This is a genomic window from Flagellimonas sp., assembly GCF_965222555.1.
Classification (GTDB): Bacteria; Bacteroidota; Bacteroidia; order Flavobacteriales; family Flavobacteriaceae; genus Flagellimonas.
Map to the genome: position 1 here is coordinate 403,812 of NZ_CBDCUG010000005.1, position 24,222 is coordinate 428,033.

Below are 24,222 nucleotides of genomic sequence, written 5' to 3' on the forward strand. Positions count from 1 at the left end.
AAATCTCAATGATCTAAGTATTGTTTTGCCCCTCTTTTCAAACTAGTTACAAATTTTTCAGCGCCAGTTTTATAATGTTCTCAACGCTTAGTGTAGGATCATTGGCCAATACCTTGTCCACAACCTTTTCTGATTGTCTTCGGACAAAACCAAGAACCTCTAAAGCAGATAACGCTTCTTCTTTGCTTGTATTGTTTGATTGGTAGGAAACTTCGCCCATATCGTAGACTTTTAAAATCTTGTCCTTCAAGTCCAGTATGACACGTTGCGCCGTCTTAGCTCCTATTCCCTTGATTGCCTGTATGGAAGGGACATCTCCGTTAGCAATTGCGTCCCTAACTTGGACGGGGGACAATGAGGATAACATAGTCCGGGCAGTACTTGATCCTATTCCCGAAACTGAAATGAGCAGCCTAAATATTTCCCGTTCAGTTTTTTCCACAAAACCAAACAAGGTGTGCGAATCTTCTTTGACCTGTAAATGGGTAAAAAGTCGAATGTTTTCCTCATCCTTTAATTGTGAATATGTATGCAGTGAAATGTTCAAAAAGTATCCAACTCCATTGCATTCAATAATAACATAGGTAGGGTTCTTCTCTACTAATTTTCCTTTCAGGTGGGTAATCATATCTAGGCTTGTTGGATTATTAGATCATTGATATTTAAGGGCCTTATTCTTTTTCCTGTTTTGCTTTCCATCTTTTTTCACGCTCTTGGGCATCAATCACCGCTACAGCGGCCATGTTTACCATTTCATCAACACTGGCCCCTAGTTGAAGGATGTGTGCCGACCTTCGTAGACCTACCATGATTGGTCCAATAGACTCTGCATTATGTAATCCTTTAAGCAATTTATAGGTAATGTTAGCCGAGTCCAAATTGGGAAATATTAATGTATTGACTTTTTTACCTGCGAGTTTTGAAAATGGAAAGTTGTTATGACAGAGTTCCTGGTCTAACGCAAAATCCGTTTGAATCTCCCCATCTACCAACAATTCTGGATTACGTTCATGCAAAATTTTAACCGCCTCCCTTACTTTCTGCGCATTGGGATGGCTTGATGACCCATAGTTGGCATAAGACAACATAGCCATGACTGGGTTAAATCCAAAAGTACTGGCCACATTTGCGGTCATTTGACCTATTTCGGCGAGTTCTTCCGCATTGGGGTCCACATTAATTGAGGTATCTGCCAAAAACAAAGGTCCCATATCGGTTATCATAATGTTTACCGTTGAAGCATTTGTAACTCCTTTGGCACGTCCCAAAACCTCAAAAACAGGTTTCAACACTTTGGGATAAGATCTAGAGTATCCAGAAATCATCCCATCCGCATCGCCTTCCAAAAGCATCATGGCACCAAAATAATTGCGCTTGCCCATGTTTACCCTAGCACTGTATTGGGTCTCTCCTTTTCGTTTTCTCGTTTCCCATAGTTTGAGCGCATATTTGGTCCTAATTTCACTGAATTCATCAGAACGCGGATCAATTATGGGTACTTCTGCATCAAAATCCAGTTCTTTTTTCCAGTTTTCAATAATGCCTTTATCTCCCAACAAAATAGGTATTGCAATACCCTCATCATGTACAATTTGGGCAGCCTTCATCACATCCAGCAATTCCGCTTCTGCAAAAACGATGCGTTTAGGGTTAAGTTTAGCCCTATTGTGCATTAAACGTACCACTTTGTTATCGTTCCCAGATCTTTGGTAGAGTTCTTCCTCGTATCTTTTCCAGTCCTTAATTGGAGCTTTGGCCACACCGCTTTCTATAGCTGCTTTGGCAACAGCTGGCGGAATCTTAGTAATTAATCGTGGGTCAAAAGGTTTAGGAATGATATAATCTTTACCAAATGCCAATCTGGTGGTGTCATATGCGATGTTTACCTGTTCGGGAACAGGTTCCTTGGCCAAATCTGCCAATGCCCGTACCGCAGCCATCTTCATTTCTTCATTGATCTTGGTAGACCTCACATCCAAAGCTCCCCTAAAAATGAACGGGAATCCCAATACATTGTTCACCTGATTGGGATGGTCTGATCGACCCGTGGCCATGATAATATCTTTTCTTGTTTTGCAAGCCAGATTAAATTCAATTTCCGGATCTGGATTGGCCATGGCGAACACAATAGGGTCTTTAGCCATGGTTTTAAGCATTTCAGGGGTCACTATGTTTGCAATGGACAGGCCTATAAAAACATCGGAGCCCTTCATGGCCTCCTCTAAAGTATCTATTTTTCTGTCCGAGGCAAATTCCATTTTTTCTTTGGAAAGGTTTTCACGATCGCTTCGGATTACCCCCTTACTATCCAGCATAACAATGTTTTCCGCCCTAGCTCCAAAAGCTTTGTACAGACGGGTACAAGAAACGGCGGCAGCTCCTGCCCCACTGACCACAATCTTGACGTCCTCTATTTTTTTGTTGGCAATTTCTATGGCATTCAATAAGGCAGCAGCCGATATTATGGCCGTTCCATGTTGATCGTCATGCATCACCGGAATATCCAGTTCCTCCTTTAAGCGGCGTTCAATTTCAAATGCCTCGGGCGCTTTTATATCCTCTAGATTGATTCCACCAAAGGTGGGCGCAATGGTTTTTACCGTTTCAACGAACTTATCCACATCTGTGGTATCCAGTTCTATATCCATTCCATCGATATCCGCAAAAATCTTGAAGAGCAAACTTTTTCCCTCCATTACGGGCTTTGAAGCTTCTGGTCCAATATTGCCCAATCCCAAAACCGCAGTCCCGTTGGAAATTACCGCAACAATATTTCCTTTTGCGGTGTATTTGTAAACATCTTCCTTGTTTTTTTCAATCTCCAGACAAGGTTCTGCCACCCCTGGTGAATAGGCCAAGGCCAAATCCCGTTGGGTTGCGTAGGGTTTGGTAGGAACAATTTTTATCTTACCTGGTTGGGGTTTAGCATGGTAATGTAATGCTTCTTGACGTTGTTTTTCTTTGCTCATACCTTATAATTGAATGGGCAAATTTAATAGTATTATATCGATATGCGCTATAAAAATCAATCTGCTTTATTGGCAATGTCCTTTAGCATCGTTAGTCGCTATTTTCTTCTTTGGAAACATTCAACCGCATTGCCAAAATTGAGGCAATTACAAAGAACACACCGGCAAAGAGAATGGCATTGACAGAGTTTGCGCCTAAAAGGTTTTTAAAAATAGGACCAAATGTCAACGTTTGTATTCCCATTGGGATTACAATCATCATGTTTAAAATACCCATATACACTCCTCTCCTTTCCTGAGGAACAATTTTTGAAACCATGCTATATGGGATTCCCATCATCGCTGCCCAACCAATACCAAACAAAACCATTGGGACCAATACATAAACCGGGTCCGCAATATGGGGAATGGCAAAAAGCGCCAAAGCAGTTCCAAATAGGCTCAGGGCGTAAATCTTCTTTCCTCCAAACCTCATAGTCAAGGGGACCAATATCAAGGCAACCACGGCCGTGACAATGTTGTATGTAGTACTCATTTTAGCCGCCTGAGCCGCCGCCTCAGAAGTATCGTATCCCATTGTTGCTCTAAATAATGGGGTAATAAATTGCCAATAAATGAACAATGCATACCATTGAAATAGATAAACTGCGGAAAGTTTCCACATGAATTTTGGCATTTCCTTGACCGCGTCTGAAATCTCAACAAATGGCATTTTAAACCGTTCTATAAAAGGCAATGCCTTGTGCCTATTTATTTCTTTGAGCTCCTCATCGCTTGGCGGAATCTCCGGTGTTTTTAAAACGGACCATAAAATAGTGGCTACGGACAGAAAAGAACCAATGAAGAACGAATAATACAACCATTTTGGAATGGTTCCTTCCACTTCCTGCCCCCCTCCAAACCAATCTTGGAACAAAAAGATGGATGCATTGGCCAAAAGAATTCCTGCGCCAACAAACAGACTTTGCATCTGATACCCCATACTCAATTGTTTATCGGGTAATTTATCCCCAACAAAAGCTCGGTAAGGTTCCATGGCCATATTGTTTCCCACATCCAAAATCCATAACAGACCAACGGCAAACCATAGGGCCGGACTTAACGGAAAAGCAAACAAACATAAGCTGCCCAAAACCGCACCTATCAAGAAAAAAGGCTTTCTCCTACCCCACTTTGGTGACCAAGTCTTATCTGAAATGGCTCCAATCAAAGGTTGAACGATTAAACCGGTAACCGGGCCAGCTATGTTTAGAATGGGCAGGATTTCTTCTTTTGCCCCTAAAAACAGAAAGATGGGATTGATGGCACTTTGTTGAAGTCCAAAACTATATTGGATTCCCAAAAATCCAACATTCATATTCCAAATCTGCCAAAAACTAAGCTCAGGTTTTTTAATCTTCATAGGATGATCGGTAGTTAAAAGTTAGCCATGTAAGTCACTGTACATCCCTTCAAGATACTGTTTTCTTTCTTGTTATGATAAAAAATCAATGCGCAAAACAACCAAAATGGCATCGCAATCGATTTCGATGTAATAAGATTTATTTTAGAAATTTGATATTTCGCTGCAAACCAGCAAATTTGGTTCGTTTAACTGCCGATTTTTTGAATACTTGCCTAAAAACATCCTCTGTGATTTCCTCCCAATCTTTTTTAGACATGGAAAGTAATTCTGGATGGGGGTTAAAAAGTGGCTCATTATGTGGTTTTGAAAATCGGTTCCATGGGCAGACATCCTGGCAAATGTCACAGCCAAACATCCAATCATCAAATTTCCCTTGGAATTCATTTGGGATTTCATTTTTCAATTCGATGGTGAAATATGAAATGCATTTGCTGCCATCTACCACATAAGGTTCCACAATAGCCTCTGTTGGGCAAGCATCAATACAAGCGGTGCAAGTCCCGCAATGATCAGTCACCGGAGCATCGTATTCCAGTTCCAAATCTATAATAAGTTCGGCTATGAAATAAAATGAACCCACTTGTTGTGTAAGTAGATTGCTATGTTTTCCAATCCAACCCAATCCACTTCTGGCTGCCCATGCCTTGTCCAAAACTGGGGCAGAATCTACAAAAGCTCTTCCATGCACTTCACCAATTTCTTCTTGAATGAAATTCAATAAAGATTTTAGCTTGTCCTTTATCACAAAGTGATAATCGGTTCCATAGGCATATTTGGAAATCTTATAGGATTCTTGATTTTGATGCTCAGAAGGATAATAGTTCAACAACAAAGAAATCACCGATTTGGAACCTTCCACCAATTTTGTGGGATCCAATCGCTTGTCAAAATGATTTTCCATGTACTGCATTTCCCCTTGCATCTTCTGGCTAAGCCATTTCTCCAGACGCGGAGCTTCTTCTTCAAGGAATTCAGCTTTGGAAATACCACAAGACAAAAAACCGAGGCGCTTGGCTTCGGTTTTTATCATTTTACTGTAGTGCATTGCGTTCATTCGAACACAATTTAGCTAATCCAATACATTTCTCATACAAACTGTATTTGATATTTTCCACAAATCTTGCTTACCTTTTCAAAATCTGGTGGTCCGGATGGTAATGCGGCCAATTCTTCGAACATATTTTCAATCCCTGAGGGAAATATACTTAGCATCACCCTAGCTTTTTCGTTCCCAATGACTTTGAATGAATGCGATATACCTCGAGGGCAAAAGATGATGTCTCCTGCATTCATTATTGTTAGTTTACCTCCAATGGTCATTTCCAATTGACCAGACAATACTTGAAATACTTCATCTTCATTTTCATGTACATGTAGTGGTATCCCAAAACCCGGTTCATTATGCTGTTCAATCAAAGTAAAAAGACCATTGGTGTCGGCTCCTACCAATTTTAAATTTTGATAATCCCCCATAACACTTTGTACTTTTCCTTCTTCTTTTCGAACCACTTTAGGGTCCACGCTAGAGTTTTTCCTATTTGTGCTAGCTGCAGAGATTGGGTTTACAGCGCACAAACCTAACCCCATTACTGAAGCGGACATGAATTCTTTTCTATTCATCATAATTACAGTTTTTAGTTTTCAGCAGGATTTTCTACAGGTACGTTGGGATTGAATGCGGCGAAAACTCCATCAGGATTATCCATCACAACCCAAGCATGGAGCGTCCATGAACCACCGGCTACGTTTGGGTTATAGTGCCAGTGGTCATCATCGCCTATAAAACCTTCTGGAGGCATTGAATCTTCGGGAGCAGGAACAGCATATTCTACTCCAACCAACTTAAGTTTACCATGTTCATTGGGAACGTACAACAATATCTCCGGTTTTTCGAGCTCAAAAACGCCATCCATCAAACTTACATTGCTATAATGAAATCCCATATTGGGAACATAAGGTGAAGGATTGAACGGAAAGGGTTCTGCGTAGCCAGCTTTAGCTGCTTGTTCAAAACTATGAAAGCGCATTGCCATCTGCTTTACCCTTTTCAACTGGTCTTCAACAGACTCTATCTTGGTTTTTGAAGCGGTTGAAGTCAGTTCGTCGAATGTTGCATCCTCTTTTGAACAGGATGTAAAAATCAAGGTCGTTACCCAAAGACCTAAATAAAAATGAAATGAAATTTGTTTTGTTTCCATACGAATAGGATTTAAAATGAAACCTTAGTTAACTATTGAGGGAAACTTTGTACTTAACTTATATGAGGTGGGATTATACCGGGGGCATTTCGGGAATGGTCATATCGAAATCCTTGGCCGTTTCCAGCACTTTTTGAACAATCTCCATATTAACCGACTTAGCAATCGCATCGTCTTCACTATCCGAAATACCGTAGGTCTCAAAAAACTCGGTAAAACCCTTTGGGCTGTGTATGTTTACCCAAACACATTTTTTATCACTCTTATTGTTAAATGTGTGCAATGTACCTGGCGGCACATCCAAAGATTCTCCAGCTTTAAGTGTTTTGGTATTTCCATTGACGAAAAACTCCATTTCACCCTCAACAATCAAAAAAGCTTCCTTATACCTTGAATGTATATGAGGTGGTGGTCCTTGGCTACCAGCAGGGGTTTCACAAACTATTAAATCATAATCTCCTGTGGTTGGATGAAAAGTTATTTTTTGTCCCAAGACCCACACACTATCGGTTTTTTTCATATTCATGAGATTTTTGTCTCACAATAATATCAATTAATTTTCAAAATTCAAAATTTTGTAAGACATTTGTCTCATGAACGGTACTCATATTGCATCTGGTCGAAAAAAACAAAAGCTCAAAACCCGAAACCGTATTTTGGAAGCGGCCAATAATCTGGTTGAATCTGGGAAGGATATAACCCTTGAAGATGTTGCGAAAGAGGCTGAAATATCGAGGGCAACCATATACCGATATTATTCCAGCATAGATTCATTGTCAACGGAATTGATTCTTCATCTCAATGTCCCCAATAGTGACATTGTCCTCGAAAAGTTCACCGGTCCCAACATAAAAAAATCTTTGTTGGGGATACAGCGTACGTATTTAGATTTTATTCTGGAAAACGAAAAGGCTTCCAAGAAGTTTCTTGGGGCTATTTTATCCACATCAGATTCCAAATTGGAACGAGGTCAAAACAGAGCCATGGCCTTACATAAGTATTTCAACCAAACTGACATGAATCTTAGCGCCAAAAAAAAGAAGAAGCTAATAAACTTAATGGTGCTACTTATGGGAATAGAAGCAATAATCGGCACTAAAGATGTCTGCGGCTTGGACAATGAACAATCCATCCAAACTTTACAATGGGGCTTGGAAATGATACTTAAAGGGTGTGAACTGGATTAGAATCAACATTGTGACTAGAATAGCCCCGCTTGCCCTCCACCTTTGATTTTCCCCAAGTGCTTATAGGCCAATTCTGTCACCTCACGTCCACGTGGGGTTCGCATAATAAATCCTTGTTGAATCAAAAAGGGTTCGTATACCTCCTCAATGGTTTCGGCACTTTCTGAAACAGCAGTGGCCAATGTTGTTATTCCAACTGGTCCTCCTTTGAACTTATCAATAATGGTGCTCAGTATTTTGTTGTCCATCTCGTCCAGACCATGCGCATCCACATTCAAAGCTTTGAGTCCAAACTTGGAAATATCAAGGTCTATATTTCCGTTGCCTTTTATTTGTGCAAAATCGCGCACCCTACGCAAAAGCGCATTGCAGATTCTTGGGGTGCCCCTACTGCGCCCTGCAATCTCAATTGCTGCATCATTTGTGATAGGCACTTTTAAAATATCAGCGCTCCGTTCCACAATGGTTGAAAGGAGTTCCGTATTATAATACTGTAATCTACTTTGTATACCAAACCTCGCCCGCATTGGTGCTGTCAATAAACCAGAACGCGTGGTAGCGCCGATCAAGGTAAATGGACTTAAATTGATTTGAACGGTTCTGGCGTTGGGGCCAGTTTCAATCATGATATCAATCTTATAATCTTCCATGGCGGAATAGAGATATTCTTCCACAATTGGACTGAGCCGATGAATCTCATCAATAAACAGCACATCCCGTTCTTCCAAATTGGTCAAGAGTCCAGCCAAATCCCCTGGTTTATCTAAAACAGGACCCGAGGTGATTTTTATGCCTACCCCCAATTCATTGGCCAAAATATGGGCAAGTGTTGTCTTTCCAAGTCCGGGAGGGCCATGAAACAAGGTATGGTCCAATGCCTCACCTCTAAGGTTAGCAGCTTGAACAAAAACCTTCAGGTTTTCCAACACCTGTTCCTGACCGGTAAAATCATCAAAAGTAATAGGCCGTAAAGCTCTTTCGATATCCAGCTCTTCCTGTGAAAAGTTATCCGGCGTAGGGTCTAGGTTTTCATTCATATCCTAACAAATATAGTTGAAACCCGATGCACTTGAAACCAATTCCCTCAAAATAACCCTAGATGCATATCTTAAAAATCTAAAGCTTAAATTAGTTACATAAAAATCCAATTCCTCAATTACTTGCATAATGGCAACACCCAATTATACCATAGGTATTATCCAATACATTCCTTTTTTTTATGTAATCTGGTCCGATGACCTACTTTCAGCTTCTGAAGTTTCCGTTGTTAAAAAAACAATTGAAGAAGATTCTGCTTTAAATCCAAAAGAACGGGAGCAGCTATTACTTTGGTTAAACAAGGAACAGCCACCATCAGATGCAGCATTTAAGCAGTGGAAACAAACCATTAACAGTTCCGAAATAAAACTTGTGGAAAGTGATACCTATCCATTGGCTTCTTTAAGTCAACGGTTGGGTAATTTGCATTGTGAACAATGTGATTTTAACGAACATTTAAAGCATATTGAAATTAATTTGGGCATTCAGCCCAATCACTACAACCATTTGTTTGATGTAGCCGTGGTACATGAAAAAACCTCCAATCATTATGATTCAAGAAATTTAGATGCACTACTAAAAGGTCCCCATGCATTAGAGGTTGATGCATTTCGCTCTTTTCTGAACCAGCCTCTTTTTAATTGGAATATCACCCGAAACAAGGACGAGTTCAGGAACAAGGTTTTAAAACAAGTTTCTGTTTTAGGTGAAAAAGGGTATGGTACCATGGCGTACCCAGAAGCTTATGGTGGCACTGGAAATATGCCATCTTATGCCGCCATATTTGAGCATTTAATGTTTGTTGATGGGAGCCTTGCCGTAAAATTTGGGGTGCAGTTTGGACTTTTTGGGGGAAGTATACAGAAACTGGGCACAAAAAAGCACCATGACCAATATCTAGGCGATGCTGGAAAAGCCAAACTGTTGGGCTGCTTTGCGATGACAGAGACAGGGCACGGTTCCAATGTAAGGGGTATAAAAACAACCGCCACCTACGATAAAAAAACTGATTCCATTATTATACACACTCCAGGCAAAAACGACAACAAGGAATACATAGGCAACGTCTTACATTCAAAGATTGCTTCGGTTTTTGCGCAACTCATTGTTGATGGGAAAAATGAAGGGGTTCATGCTATTTTGGTTCCATTGCGGGATGAGAAACATAACTTGTTTAACGGAATAACTGTTGAGGATAACGGTTATAAACTGGGATTAAACGGGGTTGACAATGGAAAGATATGGTTTGATCAAGTAAAGGTTCCCCGTAAAAATTTATTGGACAAGTATGGGGAAATTAAAGACGATGGCACTTATTTCTCTGCTATCAAAAATCCAAACAAGCGTTTTTTCACCATGTTGGGAACTTTGGTAGGCGGACGAATCTGTGTGGCCAAAGGTGCTCTGGGAGGGGCCAAAATGGCATTAAGCATAGCAGTAAAGCATGCCCTGAACCGAAGACAATTCAATGACAGTGTTAAAATCCAAGAAGATTTGATCATGGATTATCCCACACATCAACTTCGTTTAACGCCTGCGGTAGTCAGTGCCTATGTGTATCATTTTACCCTGGAAGAAATGATGAACAGGTACAGTGACGATTCCCAACCCGACAAAAGAAAAGTAGAGACTCAAGTGGCCGGATTAAAATCGATAATCACATGGTTTGCCAACAATACTATTCAAGAATGTAGGGAAGCTTGCGGCGGAAAAGGGTATTTACTGGAAAATCGGATGGCAGACCTGAAAGGGGATGTGGACATTTTTACCACTTTTGAGGGTGACAACAATGTGCTGTTACAGCTAGCCGCCAAGGGAATTCTATCTGATTTTAAGGCTGAATTCAACAGCGCGGGGTTTATTTCGGTCTTAAAATTGTTAAGCACACAATTATCCGATAAAATAAGCACTCTTAATCCCATTTATTCAAATAAAATTGATTCGGAGCATTTGTACAATCCAAAATTCCATAAGCATGCCTTTAATTACAGAACTCGTAGGCTAACCTATACTCTGGCCATGCGTATTCGAAATTACATTAAAAAAGGAGTTCCGTCGTACCAAGCCTTTTTAAAGGTCCAAACTCATTTATTGGCTTTGGGAAAGGCATATAGTATTGAATTGGCCTATCAAATATTTGCAGAGCATTGCGCAACAATAACTGACAAAAAATACAGAACGTTACTAGAAAAAATGGGAACATTATACGCTCTGCACCAGTTGCATATCGATTCCAGATGGTATTTGGAACAAGGCTATTTTGGAGGTGTAAAGTCCAAAGCGATTCGACAACGGGTGGAGCGCTTATCCACAGAACTCCGTCCACATATTGAGGTTTTGGTGGATGGATTTGGGATTCCGGAGCACTGTCTGACCGCACCCATTGCAAAATAGGTCACTCCACCTTTTTAATCAATTGCGAAGTATCCAAAAACTCTAGTATGGTCACTTTGGGATTACCGTATAAATACGTTCTTGAATTTCCCTTAGCATTAAGTTCTAAATCTTTAAACGCATAGATTCGGGCATTGGCCGCATTCTCCAATCTCGCCCTTACAATCCCAGCTTCCATTTTTTCGGCCTTAACTCTTGCATTTCCTGCAAGGTTAACCTCAATTGTATCCGAAGTGCCTTCAAAAGTCAACGAGGTATTTCCATCCACATCCACCAAACTAGTCCCATTTACTGCATAAATATAGGCCTCGGCACGGTTACTTAAACCAACATTTAAAGAATCCACATCTACATTAAAATCCCCCTTGCTTGTATCTTCCAGATTAATATCCATTACAGCAGCACTAGCTTTCAAGTTCAATCTTGAATTGGAAAAAGCATCCACAAAGAGTTCATCACTATTGACCACATCATCTGTTGTAATACTGCCTTCCTTTAATGTGATGGCTCTTAGCTCTGTATAATTTATGGTGATATCGAATTGTTTTTTCGCCGTGACATTATAAAACGAACTAATGACCAAGGTGCTGTCCTCTACTTTAAATTTTAGAATATCTATAAGGTTATCGTCTGCGGTAATTTCATAGCCAGGTCCAAACGACTTTTTGAGTACTATGTCCAAATTATCATTAAGCTGGACGGCATTGAACGCTGGGAGTTCCTCATTGACTTCAGCAACGATTCGACTTCCTTTTATTTTGGGTTTACGCTGTGCCAGTATGGAAATGTGGCACAATAACAGGAGTAGCAATAAAAGATTTTTCACAAGTGTTCGCTTTTTAAGATTAAATCGGTTCAACATAAAACATGGGTCAAATCCATAAATGTCTTGCTTTATTATTCATTTCTTTTGCTTGTCCAAAAGAAACCCTTCGACCACGCTCAGGATAGACCAAGTCAAAGAAAATGACACTTTTCGTCAGGAATTTTTCAACCAAGGTTGAAAACCACTTGGCAAACTCCGCGTCGCATTAGCTCCTGAATCTCGGAGCTTTGCCAGCATTATTCTTACGAAAAAGGAAGTGTCCAAATATACTTTTCTTCACAATCTGATAATGAACTGATATTAGGCCCATTAAAGATATTACAATTACAGGTAACAATTGCTGTACCAAACTGTGCAAACAAAAAACCCATCCGTATTGGGATGGGTTTGTTTATTCTTCTTAGTTAATGATGGAGTTCTTCCTCATTGTCTTGCAGCGGAATATGCTGAGGGACAAAATCCTGTCCTGGTATGATGTATTCACCATTTTCATGGGTCTTGCTATAGTCGTATGCCCATCTGTGAACATGTGGAATAGCACCAGGCCAGTTTCCGTGCATATGCTCTTGCGGTGCGGTCCATTCCAAGGTAGTAGCTTTCCATGGGTTTAAAGGCCCTTTCTTTCCGTAGAAAATGCTTCGGATAAAGTTGAAAGCAAAAACCAATTGAACAGATGCAGTTATTATGGCAAAAACGGTCATCAATACTTGAACATTGGTCAAATCATCAAACATTGGGAAGGCCGTATTTTCATAATATCTACGTGGAACACCCGCCATACCCACAAAATGCATTGGGAAAAATATTCCGTAGGAACCAACTGCTGTTACCCAAAAATGGACATACCCCAGATTCTTGTTCATCATTCTACCTTGGAACATTTTAGGGAACCAATGATATACTCCCGCAAAAAGTCCGTATAACGCTGATATACCCATTACCAAATGGAAGTGCGCCACAACAAAATAGGTGTCGTGCACATTAATATCGAGCGTACTGTCTCCCAATATAATACCTGTAAGACCTCCTGTTATAAAGGTGGATACCATACCAATAGAGAAGAGCATTCCTGGATTCAATTGCAGATTTCCTTTCCACAGAGTGGTAATCCAGTTAAATGCTTTTACTGCGGATGGAATAGCTATCAATAGGGTTGTAAAGGTGAATACCGATCCTAAAAATGGATTCATCCCTGAAATGAACATATGGTGACCCCATACGATGGTAGATAAAAACGCAATTGCCAAAATTGAGGCAATCATTGCACGATAACCAAAAATAGGTTTACGAGCGTTAACCGCCATAACTTCGGATACTATACCCATTGCAGGTAGGATAACGATATATACTTCCGGGTGGCCCAAGAACCAGAACAAGTGTTCAAACAATACCGGAGATCCTCCTTGGTAGTGCAACACTTCTCCTTGAATAAAGATATCCGATAGGAAAAATGATGTTCCAAAGCTTCTGTCCATAATCAACAACAGGGCTGCTGAAAGTAATACTGGAAACGAAATCACACCAATAACCGCTGTTACAAAAAATGCCCAAATGGTCAACGGTAGACGTGTCATGGACATTCCCTTTGTTCTGAGGTTAAGGACAGTTACTATATAGTTCAATGAACCTAATAAGGATGATGCAATGAATATTGCCATGGAAACCAACCACAATGTCATACCAGCCCCAGATCCAGCTTGCGCCATGGGCAGAGCACTTAAGGGCGGATAGATTGTCCAACCTGCAGATGCAGGTCCAGCTTCAACAAATAATGAAATTACCATGATTACAGCCGACACAAAGAACATCCAAAAGGAAAGCATGTTCAAGAAGCCAGAAGCCATATCACGGGCACCAATCTGCAAAGGAATCAATAAGTTACTAAAGGTACCACTTAAACCTGCGGTAAGTACGAAGAATACCATAATGGTTCCGTGCATGGTAACCAAAGCCAAATAGATGTCGGCGTCCATAACACCATCGGGCGCCCATTTTCCAAGCAGTGCCTCAAAAACAGGGAAAGATTCACCTGGCCAAGCCAATTGCATTCTAAATAGCAACGACATTGCTATTCCAATGAATCCCATAATCAATACACCTGTAATAAGATATTGCTTGGCAATCATCTTATGGTCTTGACTAAAGATGTATTTGGTTATGAAGGTCTCTTTATGATGATGTCCGTGATCGTCGTGTCCAGTAGCTGACATAATCTCTTTAAATTTTTAATTTAGTGTTCTACCCAGTTTTTATTCAACCGAAGCAATGGTTTCTTTAAATGTTGCTTGTTCAGCAATCCACTTGTTATATTCTTCCTCCGTCTCCACAATTATCTTCATCTGCATATTATAATGGGACTTTCCGCAAATCTTATTACAAAGTAGTACATAGTCAAACTCCCATGGGTCCGAATTTGGTTCTCCCTTGGCCGCTTTTTTTGCACGTATCCCATTTACAGTTTTAACCTTTTCCACCACATCAGGATTTAATCTCATATCTGCAGTAGTCACCGTAGGAGTGAACGAAAATTGTGTAATCATTCCTGGCACGCAGTTCATTTGCGCTCTAAAGTGTGGCATATAGGCAGAATGCAGTACATCTTGGGAACGCATCATAAAGTTTACTTTTCTACCAACCGGTAAATGCAATTCTTTAACAAGGATATCATCTGCTGAATTAGGGTCAGATTCGTCCAAACCAAGCACATTGGCACGGTCAATATCAATCAAACGCACACTTGCATCACCCAATACATTATCTTCTCCTCCATAACGAGCTGTCCAGTTAAACTGTTGGGCATAAAGCTCAACAATCAATGGATCATCCTCATCATTCACTTCCATGATGTTGGTCCAAGTATACAATCCCCATAAAATCAATCCGGCAAGAACTATAACCGGAATAATAGTCCAGATAAACTCCAAACGATCATTGTCTGCAAAGAAAAGGGCTTTTTTCCCTTCTTCACCTCTATACTTATATCCAAAGTAGTGCAATAATGCTTGGGTGATAAACTGCACAAAAAAGATAATGGCAAATGACACCCACATTAATTGATCATACTCATGGCCATGAGCAGATGATGCTTCTGGCAATAATACTTTGGTGTACTTTGCAAAACTAAATATGGTAATCCCGTAAATAAAAATCAGGAACCCAAACAATAGATAACCGTTGTACTTATTATCAGAATCAGTTGCTATCTCCGCGTTTTCTGCCTTTAGTTGGGACAATTCAAAAATCTTGGTCATTTGCCAGATCGCAATTGCTACCAGTACTAAAACAGTCAATGTTAATAATGCAGTCATTGTATATCTTTCTAAGACTTAATCGTATTAATAATGAAATTGTCTACTTTCTTCAATAAATGGATTTCTCTTGGGTTGCAATGGCGCTTTTGTAAGTGCATTGAACACCCAATACACAAATAACCCACCAAAGAACAATATCCCTCCAATTTCAGGTAATCCTATATACCATTGGTCGCCAACAGTTGCCGGCATGATCATATTGAAAACATCCAAGTAATGACCAAATAGGACTACAATCCCAGCCATGATCACAAACCAGTTTACTCTCTTATAGTCACTGTTCATCAACACCAATAATGGGAATATGAAGTTCATGGCCAACATTCCAAAGAACGGTAATTTGTAATCTTGGAACCTTGCTATATAATAGGTCACCTCTTCAGGAATGTTTGCGTACCAAATCAACATAAACTGTGAAAACCACAAATAGGTCCAGAAAATACTGATGGCAAACATAAACTTGGCCAAATCATGGATATGGCTGTCGTTTACATTTTCCAAGTATCCTTTGGATTTAAGGTATATGGATATCATGGCAATTACCGTAATTCCGGAAACAAACATGCTGGCGAATACATACCATCCAAATAATGTACTGAACCAGTGTGGATCCACACTCATGATCCAATCCCAAGACATCATGGATTCCGTAATCAGATAGAATACCAAGAAAGCAGCAGACCATCTAAAGTTCTTTACAAAATTTGAGTTATCATCAGATTCGTCTTGTGCCAAGGAAAGCTTTCTGGAATATTGTCTGTAAAAAATCCATCCTCCCAAGAAAATAGCGGCTCTTACCAAAAAGAATGTTGGATTCAAGTATCCAGCTTTACCTTGCAAAAGTTTATCATGTGCAACTACATCCGCATCCATCCACACAAACATATGGTTCATGTGCATTACAGAAAGTAGCAAAATCACAAATACAATGATTCCGCCAGGAACCAAATAAGCGGTTATCCCTTCCATAACACGGAAAAGCATTGGTGACCACCCGGCTTGTGCGGCCCGTTGAATGGCATAAAAGGCCAAAACGCCAAGCGATATCATGAAAAAGAAAAAGGCAGCAACGTACAAGGCAGACCATGGTCTGTTTTGCAATTGGTGCAATAAATGCTCATCATGGGCGGCATCATGTCCTTCATCATGCGAAGCGGCAGCGCCATGAGCATCTTCCTCGGCATGATCTGTGGCTTCTTCTCCATGACCTCCACCATGACCATCATCATGCGCTGATGCTACAATTGCCTTAGCTTCTTCCACAGTGCTTGGAGCAGTTACAAAACCAATTGTTAAGCAAATGAATCCAACTGCCATTGCAATGAAAGATCCTATTCTAAGTTTGTTTGAAAACGTGTACATAGTATACTCTTATCCAATTATTTTGTTAGGTCTTCCTTTAATTTCATTACGTATTCCGATACTTGCCACATCTCTTCTTCATTGGCCAGCTGAGATGCATATGATCCCATTGAATTTAATCCGTAATAGACTGTATGGTATGTGCTGCCCACTGTAATGTTACGTGCAACATCATCATAACTGGGAACACCCAATATTTTTTCTCGTTTTACCAAAGTTCCTTGCCCCTTACCTTTTGGCCCATGACAAATGGCACAATAGATATCGTAAAGCTCTTTACCCTTTGCCAAATTGACCTCACTTTGAAGTGAATCCAAAGGACTTGGCTGTAATCTTGCCAATTCTTTTCCCTCAATGGTATTCTCAAATTGATATGGCATATACCCTCTGGCTATGGTGTTTTCCGCCGGAAGCATAGCTTCGGTGCCCTGAGGAAACAATCCATTGTCCACTCCTTCATAGGTTTCGTATCCAACAGGTTCGTACATGTTGGGCATATACTGATAGTTTGGTCTATTCTTGTCGGCACATGCCGCCATGGACAGAACCAAAACCAGAACAATACTTATTTTACCTAAGTGCTTCATATTTTTACGACTCCTTTTCTGTAACATTTATTTCCACTGCTCCAGTACCCCATAACAAATCTGTAAGCTCTTTTTCATTGTTATGAATACCAATTTCCATTAAAAAGTGGTCATCGGTAGTTCTTACATCTGGGTTTTCAGCTTTTTTGAACGGCCACATTCTACTTCTTAAATAAAACGTGATAACCATAAGGTGGGCAGCAAAAAATACTGTCATTTCAAACATGATCGGAACAAATGCCGGCATGTTTTCCAAATAGCTAAAACTTGGCTTACCACCAATATCCTGAGGCCAGTCCTCAATCATGATATAGTTCATCATTACGATGGCCACCGTAAGCCCTAAACAACCATACATAAAGGATGTGATTGCTATACGGGTGTCCTCAAGTCCCATTGCCTTGTCCAAACCGTGTACCGGAAAAGGTGTGTATACCTCTTCAATATGATGGTGCTCCGCCCTTACTTTTTTTACGGCATGCATCAACACATCATCATCCGTATAAAGTGCCTGTATAACTTTTGATGCCATAATTACTTTTTATCGTTTAAATTTTTTGCTTGTCCTGCCCAATCATCACGTTGTGCCCTTCCAGGGAAAGAACCAGTGATCGAATCCAACAAATCATATTCTTTTTCGGTCATTTTGCTCACCTGCGCAAACGTGAAAATTCCTATTTGGTTCAAGGTCTGTTCCATTTGCGGACCAATACCTTTCACTTTTTTCAAATCATCTGCAGTTTCCTTGTCCGCATCAAATGTTCCTATTGTACCCAACAATGAAGAAACCTTTTCTTGATCAACTTCAGCACTTTCTTCTTTTGGAGCCGCCTTTTCAGTCTTGACACCACCTTTAGAAGGCATTTCATACAAAGGTTTTCCTGCATCCCTTAGATTCTTGAATCGCTCTCCAGAGGATTTCAAGATTGATTTAACCTCTGCCTGTGCAATTACAGGGAAGGTTCTAGAATACAACAAGAAGAGTACAAAGAAGAAACCTATGGTTCCGATAAATATTCCGATATCCACAAATGTTGGAGAGAACATGGTCCATGAAGATGGTAAATAATCCCTGTGCAATGAGGTAACAATGATTACAAATCGCTCAAACCACATTCCTATGTTCACTACAATAGAAATAAAGAACGAGAACATGATACTGGTACGTAATTTTTTAAACCACATAAACTGCGGAGAGAACACATTACAGGTCATCATTGACCAGTATGCCCACCAGTAAGGTCCCGTAGCTCTGTTCAAGAAAGCATATTGCTCATATTCAACACCAGAATACCATGCAATAAATAGCTCTGTGATATAGGCGCATCCTACAATGGAACCTGTAATCATGATTACAATGTTCATCAATTCGATATGCTGAACGGTGATATAAGCTTCAAGGCTACATACTTTCCTCATGATAATGAGTAGCGTGTTAACCATGGCAAATCCAGAGAAAATCGCACCCGCAACAAAGTAGGGCGGGAAAATGGTGGTGTGCCATCCCGGAATCACCGATGTGGCAAAATCAAAGGATACAATAGTGTGTACCGAAAGTACAAGTGGTGTGGCCAAACCTGCCAAAACCAAGGATACTTCTTCAAAACGTTGCCAGTCTTTTGCTCTACCTGTCCATCCAAAGCTCAACAAGCTATATATTTTCTTTTGGAAAGGCTTAATCGCTCTATCTCGAATCATCGCAAAATCAGGTAACAGTCCTGTCCACCAGAATACCAAGGATACGGATAGGTAGGTAGAAATTGCGAACACATCCCAAAGCAAGGGCGAGTTAAAGTTTACCCATAGCGACCCAAATTGGTTGGGAATTGGAAGTACCCAATAGGCCAACCAAGGACGTCCCATGTGAATAATTGGGAACAATCCAGCCTGGATTACCGAGAATATGGTCATCGCCTCCGCAGAACGGTTAATGGCCATTCTCCATTTTTGTCTGAACAATAGCAATACTGCAGAAATCAGTGTCCCTGCGTGACCAATACCAACCCACCAAACAAAGTTTGTAATATCCCAGGCCCAGTTAACGGTCTTGTTAAGACCCCAAACCCCAATACCTGTGGAAATGGTATAAATAATACATCCTAGACCCCAAAGGAATGCAACCAAAGCAATGGTAAATACAATCCACCAATGTTTGTTGGCCTTTCCCTCAACCGGAGCTGCAATATCCACGGTAACATCGTGATATCCTTTATCTCCGAGTACTAAGGGCTTTCGAATAGGTGCTTCGTAATGCGACGCCATAATTTATCTTCTAATTACTTCTTATTATTGATTAAGCCTCGTTGGTATTTCTCACCTTAACATGGTAGAATACATTTGGTTTTGTCCCCACGTGCTCCAATAGGTGATACATTCTATCATCTTCTTTCAACTCAGCAACCTTACTTTCTTTATCGTTGATATCACCAAAGGCAATTGCTCCATTGCTACATGCAGCTGAACAAGCGGTCTCAAACTCGCCATCTTTGATGGCTCGTCCATCCCTTTTCGCATCCAGGATGGTTTTTTGTGTCATCTGGATACATAGCGAACATTTTTCCATAACTCCTCTGGAACGAACATTGACATCTGGATTAATAACCATTTTACCAAGGTCATTGTTCATGTTGAAATCGAACTCATCATTGTCACTGTACAAGAACCAGTTGAATCTACGTACTTTATATGGACAGTTGTTGGCACAATATCTTGTACCTACACAACGGTTGTAAGCCATTTGGTTTTGACCTTGTCTACCATGTGAGGTTGCCGCAACCGGACAAACTGTTTCACAAGGTGCATGGTTACAATGCTGACACATTACAGGTTGGAAAGCAACTTGAGGGTTGGCAGAAGCATCTTCCATCTCCCTAAATCCGCCCAAAGAGCCATTATCACCCCAAAGACCTTCCATTCCATCTTTCTTCTCATCATCCTGTTCAAAGGTCTCTTCTGAAGAATAATATCTATCAATACGCAACCAGTGCATATCCCTAGATTTTCTCACTTCTTCCTTACCTACCACAGGAACATTGTTCTCCGCATGACAGGCAATTACGCAAGCTCCACAACCAGTACAAGCATTTAAATCAATGGACAAGTTGAAATGATGCCCAATAGAGCGATCAAACTCTTCCCAAAGGTCGGCATCTGGAGAGGTAACTGGAATCTCCTGATGGTTCAAAGAAACCTGAGGCGTATGATTCCATTCGTGATGGTCTTTTGTATTGAAGATCTCCAAGGTAGTTTCCTTGATAATATCCCCTCTACCCATCAATGTTTTGTGTAGCTGTACACAGGCAAATTCATGTACCCCCGAAGCTTTTTCAATGCTAACTGACTGTACATTGGAAAAGTTGTTATATAAGGTATAGGCATTTACCCCTGTTGCCATTTCCGCTTTCATTCCGGCCTGTTTGCCATAACCAAATGAAAGACCAATAGTATTTTTTGCCTGACCTGGCTGAATAATCACAGGAACGTTGTCCAAAACCACACCATCAACGGTCAATTTTGCATAGCTTCCATTCAGTCCGCCATCGGCCACATTAAAGTTTTCCATTTCCAATGCCTCAGCATCAGCTTTGGAGATTGTCACGTAGTTATCCCATGACACTCTTGAAATTGGATCGGGGAATTCCTGCAACCATGGGTTGTTTGCCTGACGACCATCACCCATTCCTACTTTGGAATACAATACCAATTCCGTTCCAGAACTGGTTGAATTCACCAAGGAACGTATGGCAGATGCAATAGGAGCGATACCCGTTTGCACTTCTTCAGTTTCCGTTTCATCGGAAGCAACCGCAGCTTGCTCGGCATCCGATTCGGTATTTGTAGCAGCCGCCACAAATACTCCATCTTGTAACGCTTTATTCCAATTAGAATCTTGCAATATGGTTGTATTCCAAGTCTCTTTTATATAATCGTAGTACGTTTGCTCGCTGCCCATCCAAGTCAGCAATGCATTTTGAAACTGTCTTGTATCAAAAAGCTCACGGATGGCAGGCTGCATTAAACTATATTGCCCTTTCTTCAATTGTGCATCACCCCAAGATTCCAAATAGTGGGGAGCGGCAGCAACATAATCGGATGATTGTGCAGTTTCATCATTAGTAAAAGCAAAACTTACAGATACATCCACTTTATCAAGTCCTGATACAAAATCAGCAGCGTTTGGCAGCGAATAGACAGGATTCACACCATCCATGATCAAAGCTCCCACGCGACCGGCATTCATATCAGCAACCAATTTATTCACTTTGGCCACATCACCTTGGCGTACATACTTAGGGTTCTCTGTATCAAAAGCCTCACTTGCCAACAGTTCGTTTATAGCCAAAACAACCGCTTGTGCGTTCACATCGTTAAGCCCTGTAACCACAACAGCTTTGTTTCCAGCTTTTTTAATTTGGGCAGCAACACTCTCCACAGCCTCGTCAACATCGGAAGTACCTCCACCCACATTGCTTCCGTTCAATTTGCCATATAATTTGGCCAAAGCAATTTTTTGCTGAGTCGGGGTCATGGGATAACGCTTATCTGCATTAGCTCCAGAAAGCGTCATATTAGATTCCAATTGGACATGTTTGGACATTTTTCCGTTTTTTGGAACACGTCCTTTAGCATAACCGCTATCATATCCTCCTCCTTGCCAATCTCCCAAGAAATCTGCACCAAAAGAGACAATCAAATCCGCTTTTTCAAAATCGTAATCCGCAAGAGCACGCTCTCCATAAGCGGCATTGAAAGCATTTAGTGCCGCATCCTCAGAAATGGCATCGTAAACAACATGATTTACATTATCACCATATTCAGCTTTAAAATCAGCAATCAATCTATCCGTAGATGGACTTGCATAGGTCTGCGTCAATAAAACAACCTGCTTATTGGAACCTTTCAAGCTTCCAAGCTTTGACTTTACGGTTGCATCCAATGTTTTCCAGTCAATTGGCTCGCCATTGGCCATTGGCCCTTGAACTCTCTTGCTATCGTATAACGTCAGCACAGATGCCTGAACACGTGCGTTAGCACCTCCATTTACTTTGGCATCGGTATTGTTCTCGATTTTAATTGGTCTACCCTCTCTGGTTTTTACCAAAATACTGGCAAAATCATACCCATCGGCAATGGTGGTCGCATAATAATTGGCAACCCCTGGAATGATATTGTCCGGTTTTACCACATAGGGGATAGATTTATGCACAGGACCTTCACAGGCGGCAACGGTAGCTGCGGCCGTACTAAATCCAACATATTTCAGAAAATCCCTTCTATTGGTAGTTGTAGCCGACAAGTTTTCCTTATCACCCAAAAACTCATCCACCGGGATTTCTTCTGCAAATTCGTTTTGTCTTAGCGCCTCAACAATGGAATCGTTCGGATTTAACTCCGCTTCGCTTTTCCAATATTTTTTGTTTGATGCCATACGATATATCTGAGATTATCTTCTTTTAATTCTTAATAGTGACACTTACCACATTCCAAACCACCCATCATTGCAGCGGTAAGATTCTCAACACCATACTTCTTGGAAAGTTCGGCATGAATAGCTTCGTAGTACTCATTGCCTTCCATTTTCACATTGGTTTCCCTGTGACAGTTTATACACCATCCCATGGTCAATGGAGCAAATTGCTCCATGATTTCCATTTCCTCTACTGGACCGTGACAGGTTTGACATTCGATTCCAGCAACAGCAACGTGCTGAGAATGGTTGAAATAAGCAAAATCTGGAAGGTTATGAACCCTTACCCACGCCACAGGCTGTGTCTCACCCGTATATTGCTGATTCTCTTCATCCCATCCAACTGCCTTGTACAATTTCTTGATTTCACCAGTATAGAACTCATTGGTGTAGCCATTAGCTATATCTTCAGCACTTGGACCTTCTGGATTGCCCTTATATTCATAAATGGACTTATGACAGTTCATACAAACATTTAAAGAAGGTATACCCGAAGTTTTGGAAACTCTTGCCGAAGAGTGACAATATTTACATTCAATTTTATTGTCTCCAGCATGTATTTTATGGGAATAGTGAATAGGTTGAACAGGAGCATATCCTTGATCAACCCCAACTTGCATCATCCAGCCATAAGCAAAGTAACCACTGGCCAACAATAAGAAAATAGAAGTTACCAAAACCAAAAACTGGTTTTGCACAAAAGCTTTCCATATTGGCGTATGCTTTTCCGCTTTTTCTCTTTCCAATACAACACCATTGGCCTCTGCAATTCTCCTCAAGGTCTTATTGACCAAGATCAACATGATAATCAATAAACCAAAAACCAATGCCAGTGCACCAAGAATGATTTCATTTGAAACCCCTCCTTCTGATTCAGCTCCCCCACTCGCATCACCAGTTGTGGTCGCTGCCGCTGCAGGAGCCGGTGGTGGAGCAGCCGTATAGGCCAAAATATCATCAACATCCGCGTTTGACAGCGTAGGAAAAGCCGTCATTGCAGCCTGATTGTACTCTGCGTAGATTTTATTGGCATAAGCGTCTCCGGATTTTATCATTCCCGGACTGTTCTTGATCCACTCATAAAGCCATTCTTTGTCCAATCCCTCGTCTTCAGACAATCTTGCTTCAACATTAGCCAATGCAGGCCCTGTCATCTTACGATCCAATGAGTGACAAGCCGCACAGTTCTGATTGAAGAGCTGTTTTCCCTTGGCAGCATCACCACCCGAAGCCTCCGCAACAACTTCTGCTGCAGCTTCTTCTTGAGCATAAGACGAAATGGAAAAAAGTAGGAGAGAAAGACCTAAAACTTTAGAAAATAGATGGCGGTATAAAACCTTTTTCATATTAACGAAATTTCTATCGAAATCTTTGGCACGATATTTTCTTCTGATACTGAGAACAATAGGGTTCCACCGTGCTAAAATCGGTGACAAAAATACAACATACACTTATTTTTTTAAATGTTAAGGGATTTA

19 protein-coding genes are annotated in these 24,222 nt (G+C 40.8%); 2 read left to right on the forward strand and 17 right to left on the reverse strand.

What is annotated here, in order from left to right; genetic code table 11:
• Positions 1–46: 46 nt before the first annotated feature.
• The 7 genes from ruvA to ACOQO1_RS10375 form a co-directional block, all read right to left on the reverse strand.
• Positions 47–628, reverse strand: coding sequence for a Holliday junction branch migration protein RuvA (ruvA, locus tag ACOQO1_RS10345; RefSeq protein WP_420602801.1), 582 nt, complete (start codon positions 626–628; stop codon positions 47–49).
• Positions 629–671: 43 nt separating this feature from the next.
• On the reverse strand, positions 672–2,969 hold the full coding sequence (locus ACOQO1_RS10350; protein WP_420602802.1) for an NADP-dependent malic enzyme: 2,298 nt from the start codon (positions 2,967–2,969) through the stop codon (positions 672–674).
• 91 nt (positions 2,970–3,060) lie between these two features.
• Positions 3,061–4,371, reverse strand: coding sequence for an MFS transporter (locus ACOQO1_RS10355; RefSeq protein ID WP_420602803.1), 1,311 nt, complete (start codon positions 4,369–4,371; stop codon positions 3,061–3,063).
• 139 nt (positions 4,372–4,510) lie between these two features.
• A complete protein-coding gene (gene queG / locus ACOQO1_RS10360; protein ID WP_420602804.1) occupies positions 4,511–5,428 on the reverse strand; it encodes a tRNA epoxyqueuosine(34) reductase QueG in 918 nt (305 codons plus the stop codon).
• Between the two features lie 32 nt (positions 5,429–5,460).
• Positions 5,461–5,997, reverse strand: coding sequence for a cupin domain-containing protein (locus tag ACOQO1_RS10365; protein WP_420602805.1), 537 nt, complete (start codon positions 5,995–5,997; stop codon positions 5,461–5,463).
• A gap of 11 nt (positions 5,998–6,008) precedes the next feature.
• A complete protein-coding gene (locus tag ACOQO1_RS10370) occupies positions 6,009–6,572 on the reverse strand; it encodes a hypothetical protein (protein WP_420602806.1) in 564 nt (187 codons plus the stop codon).
• A 73-nt stretch (positions 6,573–6,645) separates the two neighbouring features.
• Positions 6,646–7,092 carry a cupin domain-containing protein gene (locus tag ACOQO1_RS10375; RefSeq protein WP_420602807.1) on the reverse strand — a complete coding sequence of 149 codons (447 nt, stop codon included), beginning with the start codon at positions 7,090–7,092 and terminating at the stop codon, positions 6,646–6,648.
• 73 nt (positions 7,093–7,165) lie between these two features.
• Between ACOQO1_RS10375 and ACOQO1_RS10380 the strand changes: the two genes are divergently transcribed.
• The gene (locus ACOQO1_RS10380) at positions 7,166–7,759 is read left to right on the forward strand and encodes a TetR/AcrR family transcriptional regulator (RefSeq protein ID WP_420602808.1); all 594 of its coding nucleotides are present in this window, start codon (positions 7,166–7,168) and stop codon (positions 7,757–7,759) included.
• Positions 7,760–7,773: 14 nt separating this feature from the next.
• Here the strand turns inward: ACOQO1_RS10380 and ruvB are convergent, their stop codons facing one another.
• Positions 7,774–8,796 (reverse strand): Holliday junction branch migration DNA helicase RuvB, encoded by a 1,023-nt coding sequence (ruvB, locus tag ACOQO1_RS10385; RefSeq protein ID WP_420602809.1) that lies wholly within the window; start codon positions 8,794–8,796, stop codon positions 7,774–7,776.
• A 130-nt stretch (positions 8,797–8,926) separates the two neighbouring features.
• On the opposite strand from ruvB, the gene ACOQO1_RS10390 reads away from it, so the two are divergent.
• Positions 8,927–11,191, forward strand: coding sequence for an acyl-CoA dehydrogenase (locus ACOQO1_RS10390; RefSeq protein ID WP_420602810.1), 2,265 nt, complete (start codon positions 8,927–8,929; stop codon positions 11,189–11,191).
• A 1-nt stretch (position 11,192) separates the two neighbouring features.
• Here ACOQO1_RS10390 and ACOQO1_RS10395 read toward each other — a convergent pair whose 3' ends face one another.
• The 9 genes from ACOQO1_RS10395 to ACOQO1_RS10435 form a co-directional block, all read right to left on the reverse strand.
• Positions 11,193–12,017, reverse strand: a complete 825-nt coding sequence (locus tag ACOQO1_RS10395; RefSeq protein WP_420602811.1) for a GIN domain-containing protein — start codon at positions 12,015–12,017, stop codon at positions 11,193–11,195.
• A 404-nt stretch (positions 12,018–12,421) separates the two neighbouring features.
• Positions 12,422–14,227, reverse strand: a complete 1,806-nt coding sequence (locus ACOQO1_RS10400) for a cytochrome c oxidase subunit I (protein ID WP_420602812.1) — start codon at positions 14,225–14,227, stop codon at positions 12,422–12,424.
• Positions 14,228–14,266: 39 nt separating this feature from the next.
• Positions 14,267–15,325, reverse strand: coding sequence for a cytochrome c oxidase subunit II (locus ACOQO1_RS10405; protein ID WP_420602813.1), 1,059 nt, complete (start codon positions 15,323–15,325; stop codon positions 14,267–14,269).
• 27 nt (positions 15,326–15,352) lie between these two features.
• The gene (locus ACOQO1_RS10410; RefSeq protein ID WP_420602814.1) at positions 15,353–16,690 is read right to left on the reverse strand and encodes a quinol:cytochrome C oxidoreductase; all 1,338 of its coding nucleotides are present in this window, start codon (positions 16,688–16,690) and stop codon (positions 15,353–15,355) included.
• Positions 16,691–16,707: 17 nt separating this feature from the next.
• A complete protein-coding gene (locus ACOQO1_RS10415; protein WP_420602815.1) occupies positions 16,708–17,277 on the reverse strand; it encodes a c-type cytochrome in 570 nt (189 codons plus the stop codon).
• 4 nt (positions 17,278–17,281) lie between these two features.
• Entirely contained in the window at positions 17,282–17,809 is a 528-nt protein-coding gene (locus ACOQO1_RS10420) for a DUF3341 domain-containing protein (protein ID WP_420602816.1), read from the reverse strand.
• 2 nt (positions 17,810–17,811) lie between these two features.
• Positions 17,812–19,539 carry an NrfD/PsrC family molybdoenzyme membrane anchor subunit gene (gene nrfD, locus ACOQO1_RS10425; protein ID WP_420602817.1) on the reverse strand — a complete coding sequence of 576 codons (1,728 nt, stop codon included), beginning with the start codon at positions 19,537–19,539 and terminating at the stop codon, positions 17,812–17,814.
• A gap of 31 nt (positions 19,540–19,570) precedes the next feature.
• Complete coding sequence (locus tag ACOQO1_RS10430; RefSeq protein WP_420602818.1) at positions 19,571–22,705, reverse strand: TAT-variant-translocated molybdopterin oxidoreductase; 3,135 nt, start codon at positions 22,703–22,705, stop codon at positions 19,571–19,573.
• A gap of 32 nt (positions 22,706–22,737) precedes the next feature.
• Entirely contained in the window at positions 22,738–24,090 is a 1,353-nt protein-coding gene (locus ACOQO1_RS10435) for a cytochrome c3 family protein (protein ID WP_420602819.1), read from the reverse strand.
• Positions 24,091–24,222: the final 132 nt, after the last annotated feature.

What these genes read in the sequence shown, in the direction of transcription:
- ACOQO1_RS10375 (WP_420602807.1), bottom strand. Translation starts at nt 7,092, where the DNA reads ATGAAAAAAACCGATAGTGTGTGGGTCTTGGGACAAAAAATAACTTTT.
- ACOQO1_RS10350 (WP_420602802.1), bottom strand. Translation starts at nt 2,969, where the DNA reads ATGAGCAAAGAAAAACAACGTCAAGAAGCATTACATTACCATGCTAAA.
- ACOQO1_RS10435 (WP_420602819.1), bottom strand. Translation starts at nt 24,090, where the DNA reads ATGAAAAAGGTTTTATACCGCCATCTATTTTCTAAAGTTTTAGGTCTT.
- queG (WP_420602804.1), bottom strand. Translation starts at nt 5,428, where the DNA reads ATGAACGCAATGCACTACAGTAAAATGATAAAAACCGAAGCCAAGCGC.
- ACOQO1_RS10390 (WP_420602810.1), top strand. Translation starts at nt 8,927, where the DNA reads ATGGCAACACCCAATTATACCATAGGTATTATCCAATACATTCCTTTT.
- ACOQO1_RS10410 (WP_420602814.1), bottom strand. Translation starts at nt 16,690, where the DNA reads ATGTACACGTTTTCAAACAAACTTAGAATAGGATCTTTCATTGCAATG.
- ACOQO1_RS10430 (WP_420602818.1), bottom strand. Translation starts at nt 22,705, where the DNA reads ATGGCATCAAACAAAAAATATTGGAAAAGCGAAGCGGAGTTAAATCCG.
- ACOQO1_RS10365 (WP_420602805.1), bottom strand. Translation starts at nt 5,997, where the DNA reads ATGATGAATAGAAAAGAATTCATGTCCGCTTCAGTAATGGGGTTAGGT.
- ACOQO1_RS10355 (WP_420602803.1), bottom strand. Translation starts at nt 4,371, where the DNA reads ATGAAGATTAAAAAACCTGAGCTTAGTTTTTGGCAGATTTGGAATATG.
- ACOQO1_RS10370 (WP_420602806.1), bottom strand. Translation starts at nt 6,572, where the DNA reads ATGGAAACAAAACAAATTTCATTTCATTTTTATTTAGGTCTTTGGGTA.
- ACOQO1_RS10405 (WP_420602813.1), bottom strand. Translation starts at nt 15,325, where the DNA reads ATGACTGCATTATTAACATTGACTGTTTTAGTACTGGTAGCAATTGCG.
- ACOQO1_RS10380 (WP_420602808.1), top strand. Translation starts at nt 7,166, where the DNA reads ATGAACGGTACTCATATTGCATCTGGTCGAAAAAAACAAAAGCTCAAA.
- ruvA (WP_420602801.1), bottom strand. Translation starts at nt 628, where the DNA reads ATGATTACCCACCTGAAAGGAAAATTAGTAGAGAAGAACCCTACCTAT.
- nrfD (WP_420602817.1), bottom strand. Translation starts at nt 19,539, where the DNA reads ATGGCGTCGCATTACGAAGCACCTATTCGAAAGCCCTTAGTACTCGGA.
- ruvB (WP_420602809.1), bottom strand. Translation starts at nt 8,796, where the DNA reads ATGAATGAAAACCTAGACCCTACGCCGGATAACTTTTCACAGGAAGAG.
- ACOQO1_RS10420 (WP_420602816.1), bottom strand. Translation starts at nt 17,809, where the DNA reads ATGGCATCAAAAGTTATACAGGCACTTTATACGGATGATGATGTGTTG.
- ACOQO1_RS10415 (WP_420602815.1), bottom strand. Translation starts at nt 17,277, where the DNA reads ATGAAGCACTTAGGTAAAATAAGTATTGTTCTGGTTTTGGTTCTGTCC.
- ACOQO1_RS10400 (WP_420602812.1), bottom strand. Translation starts at nt 14,227, where the DNA reads ATGTCAGCTACTGGACACGACGATCACGGACATCATCATAAAGAGACC.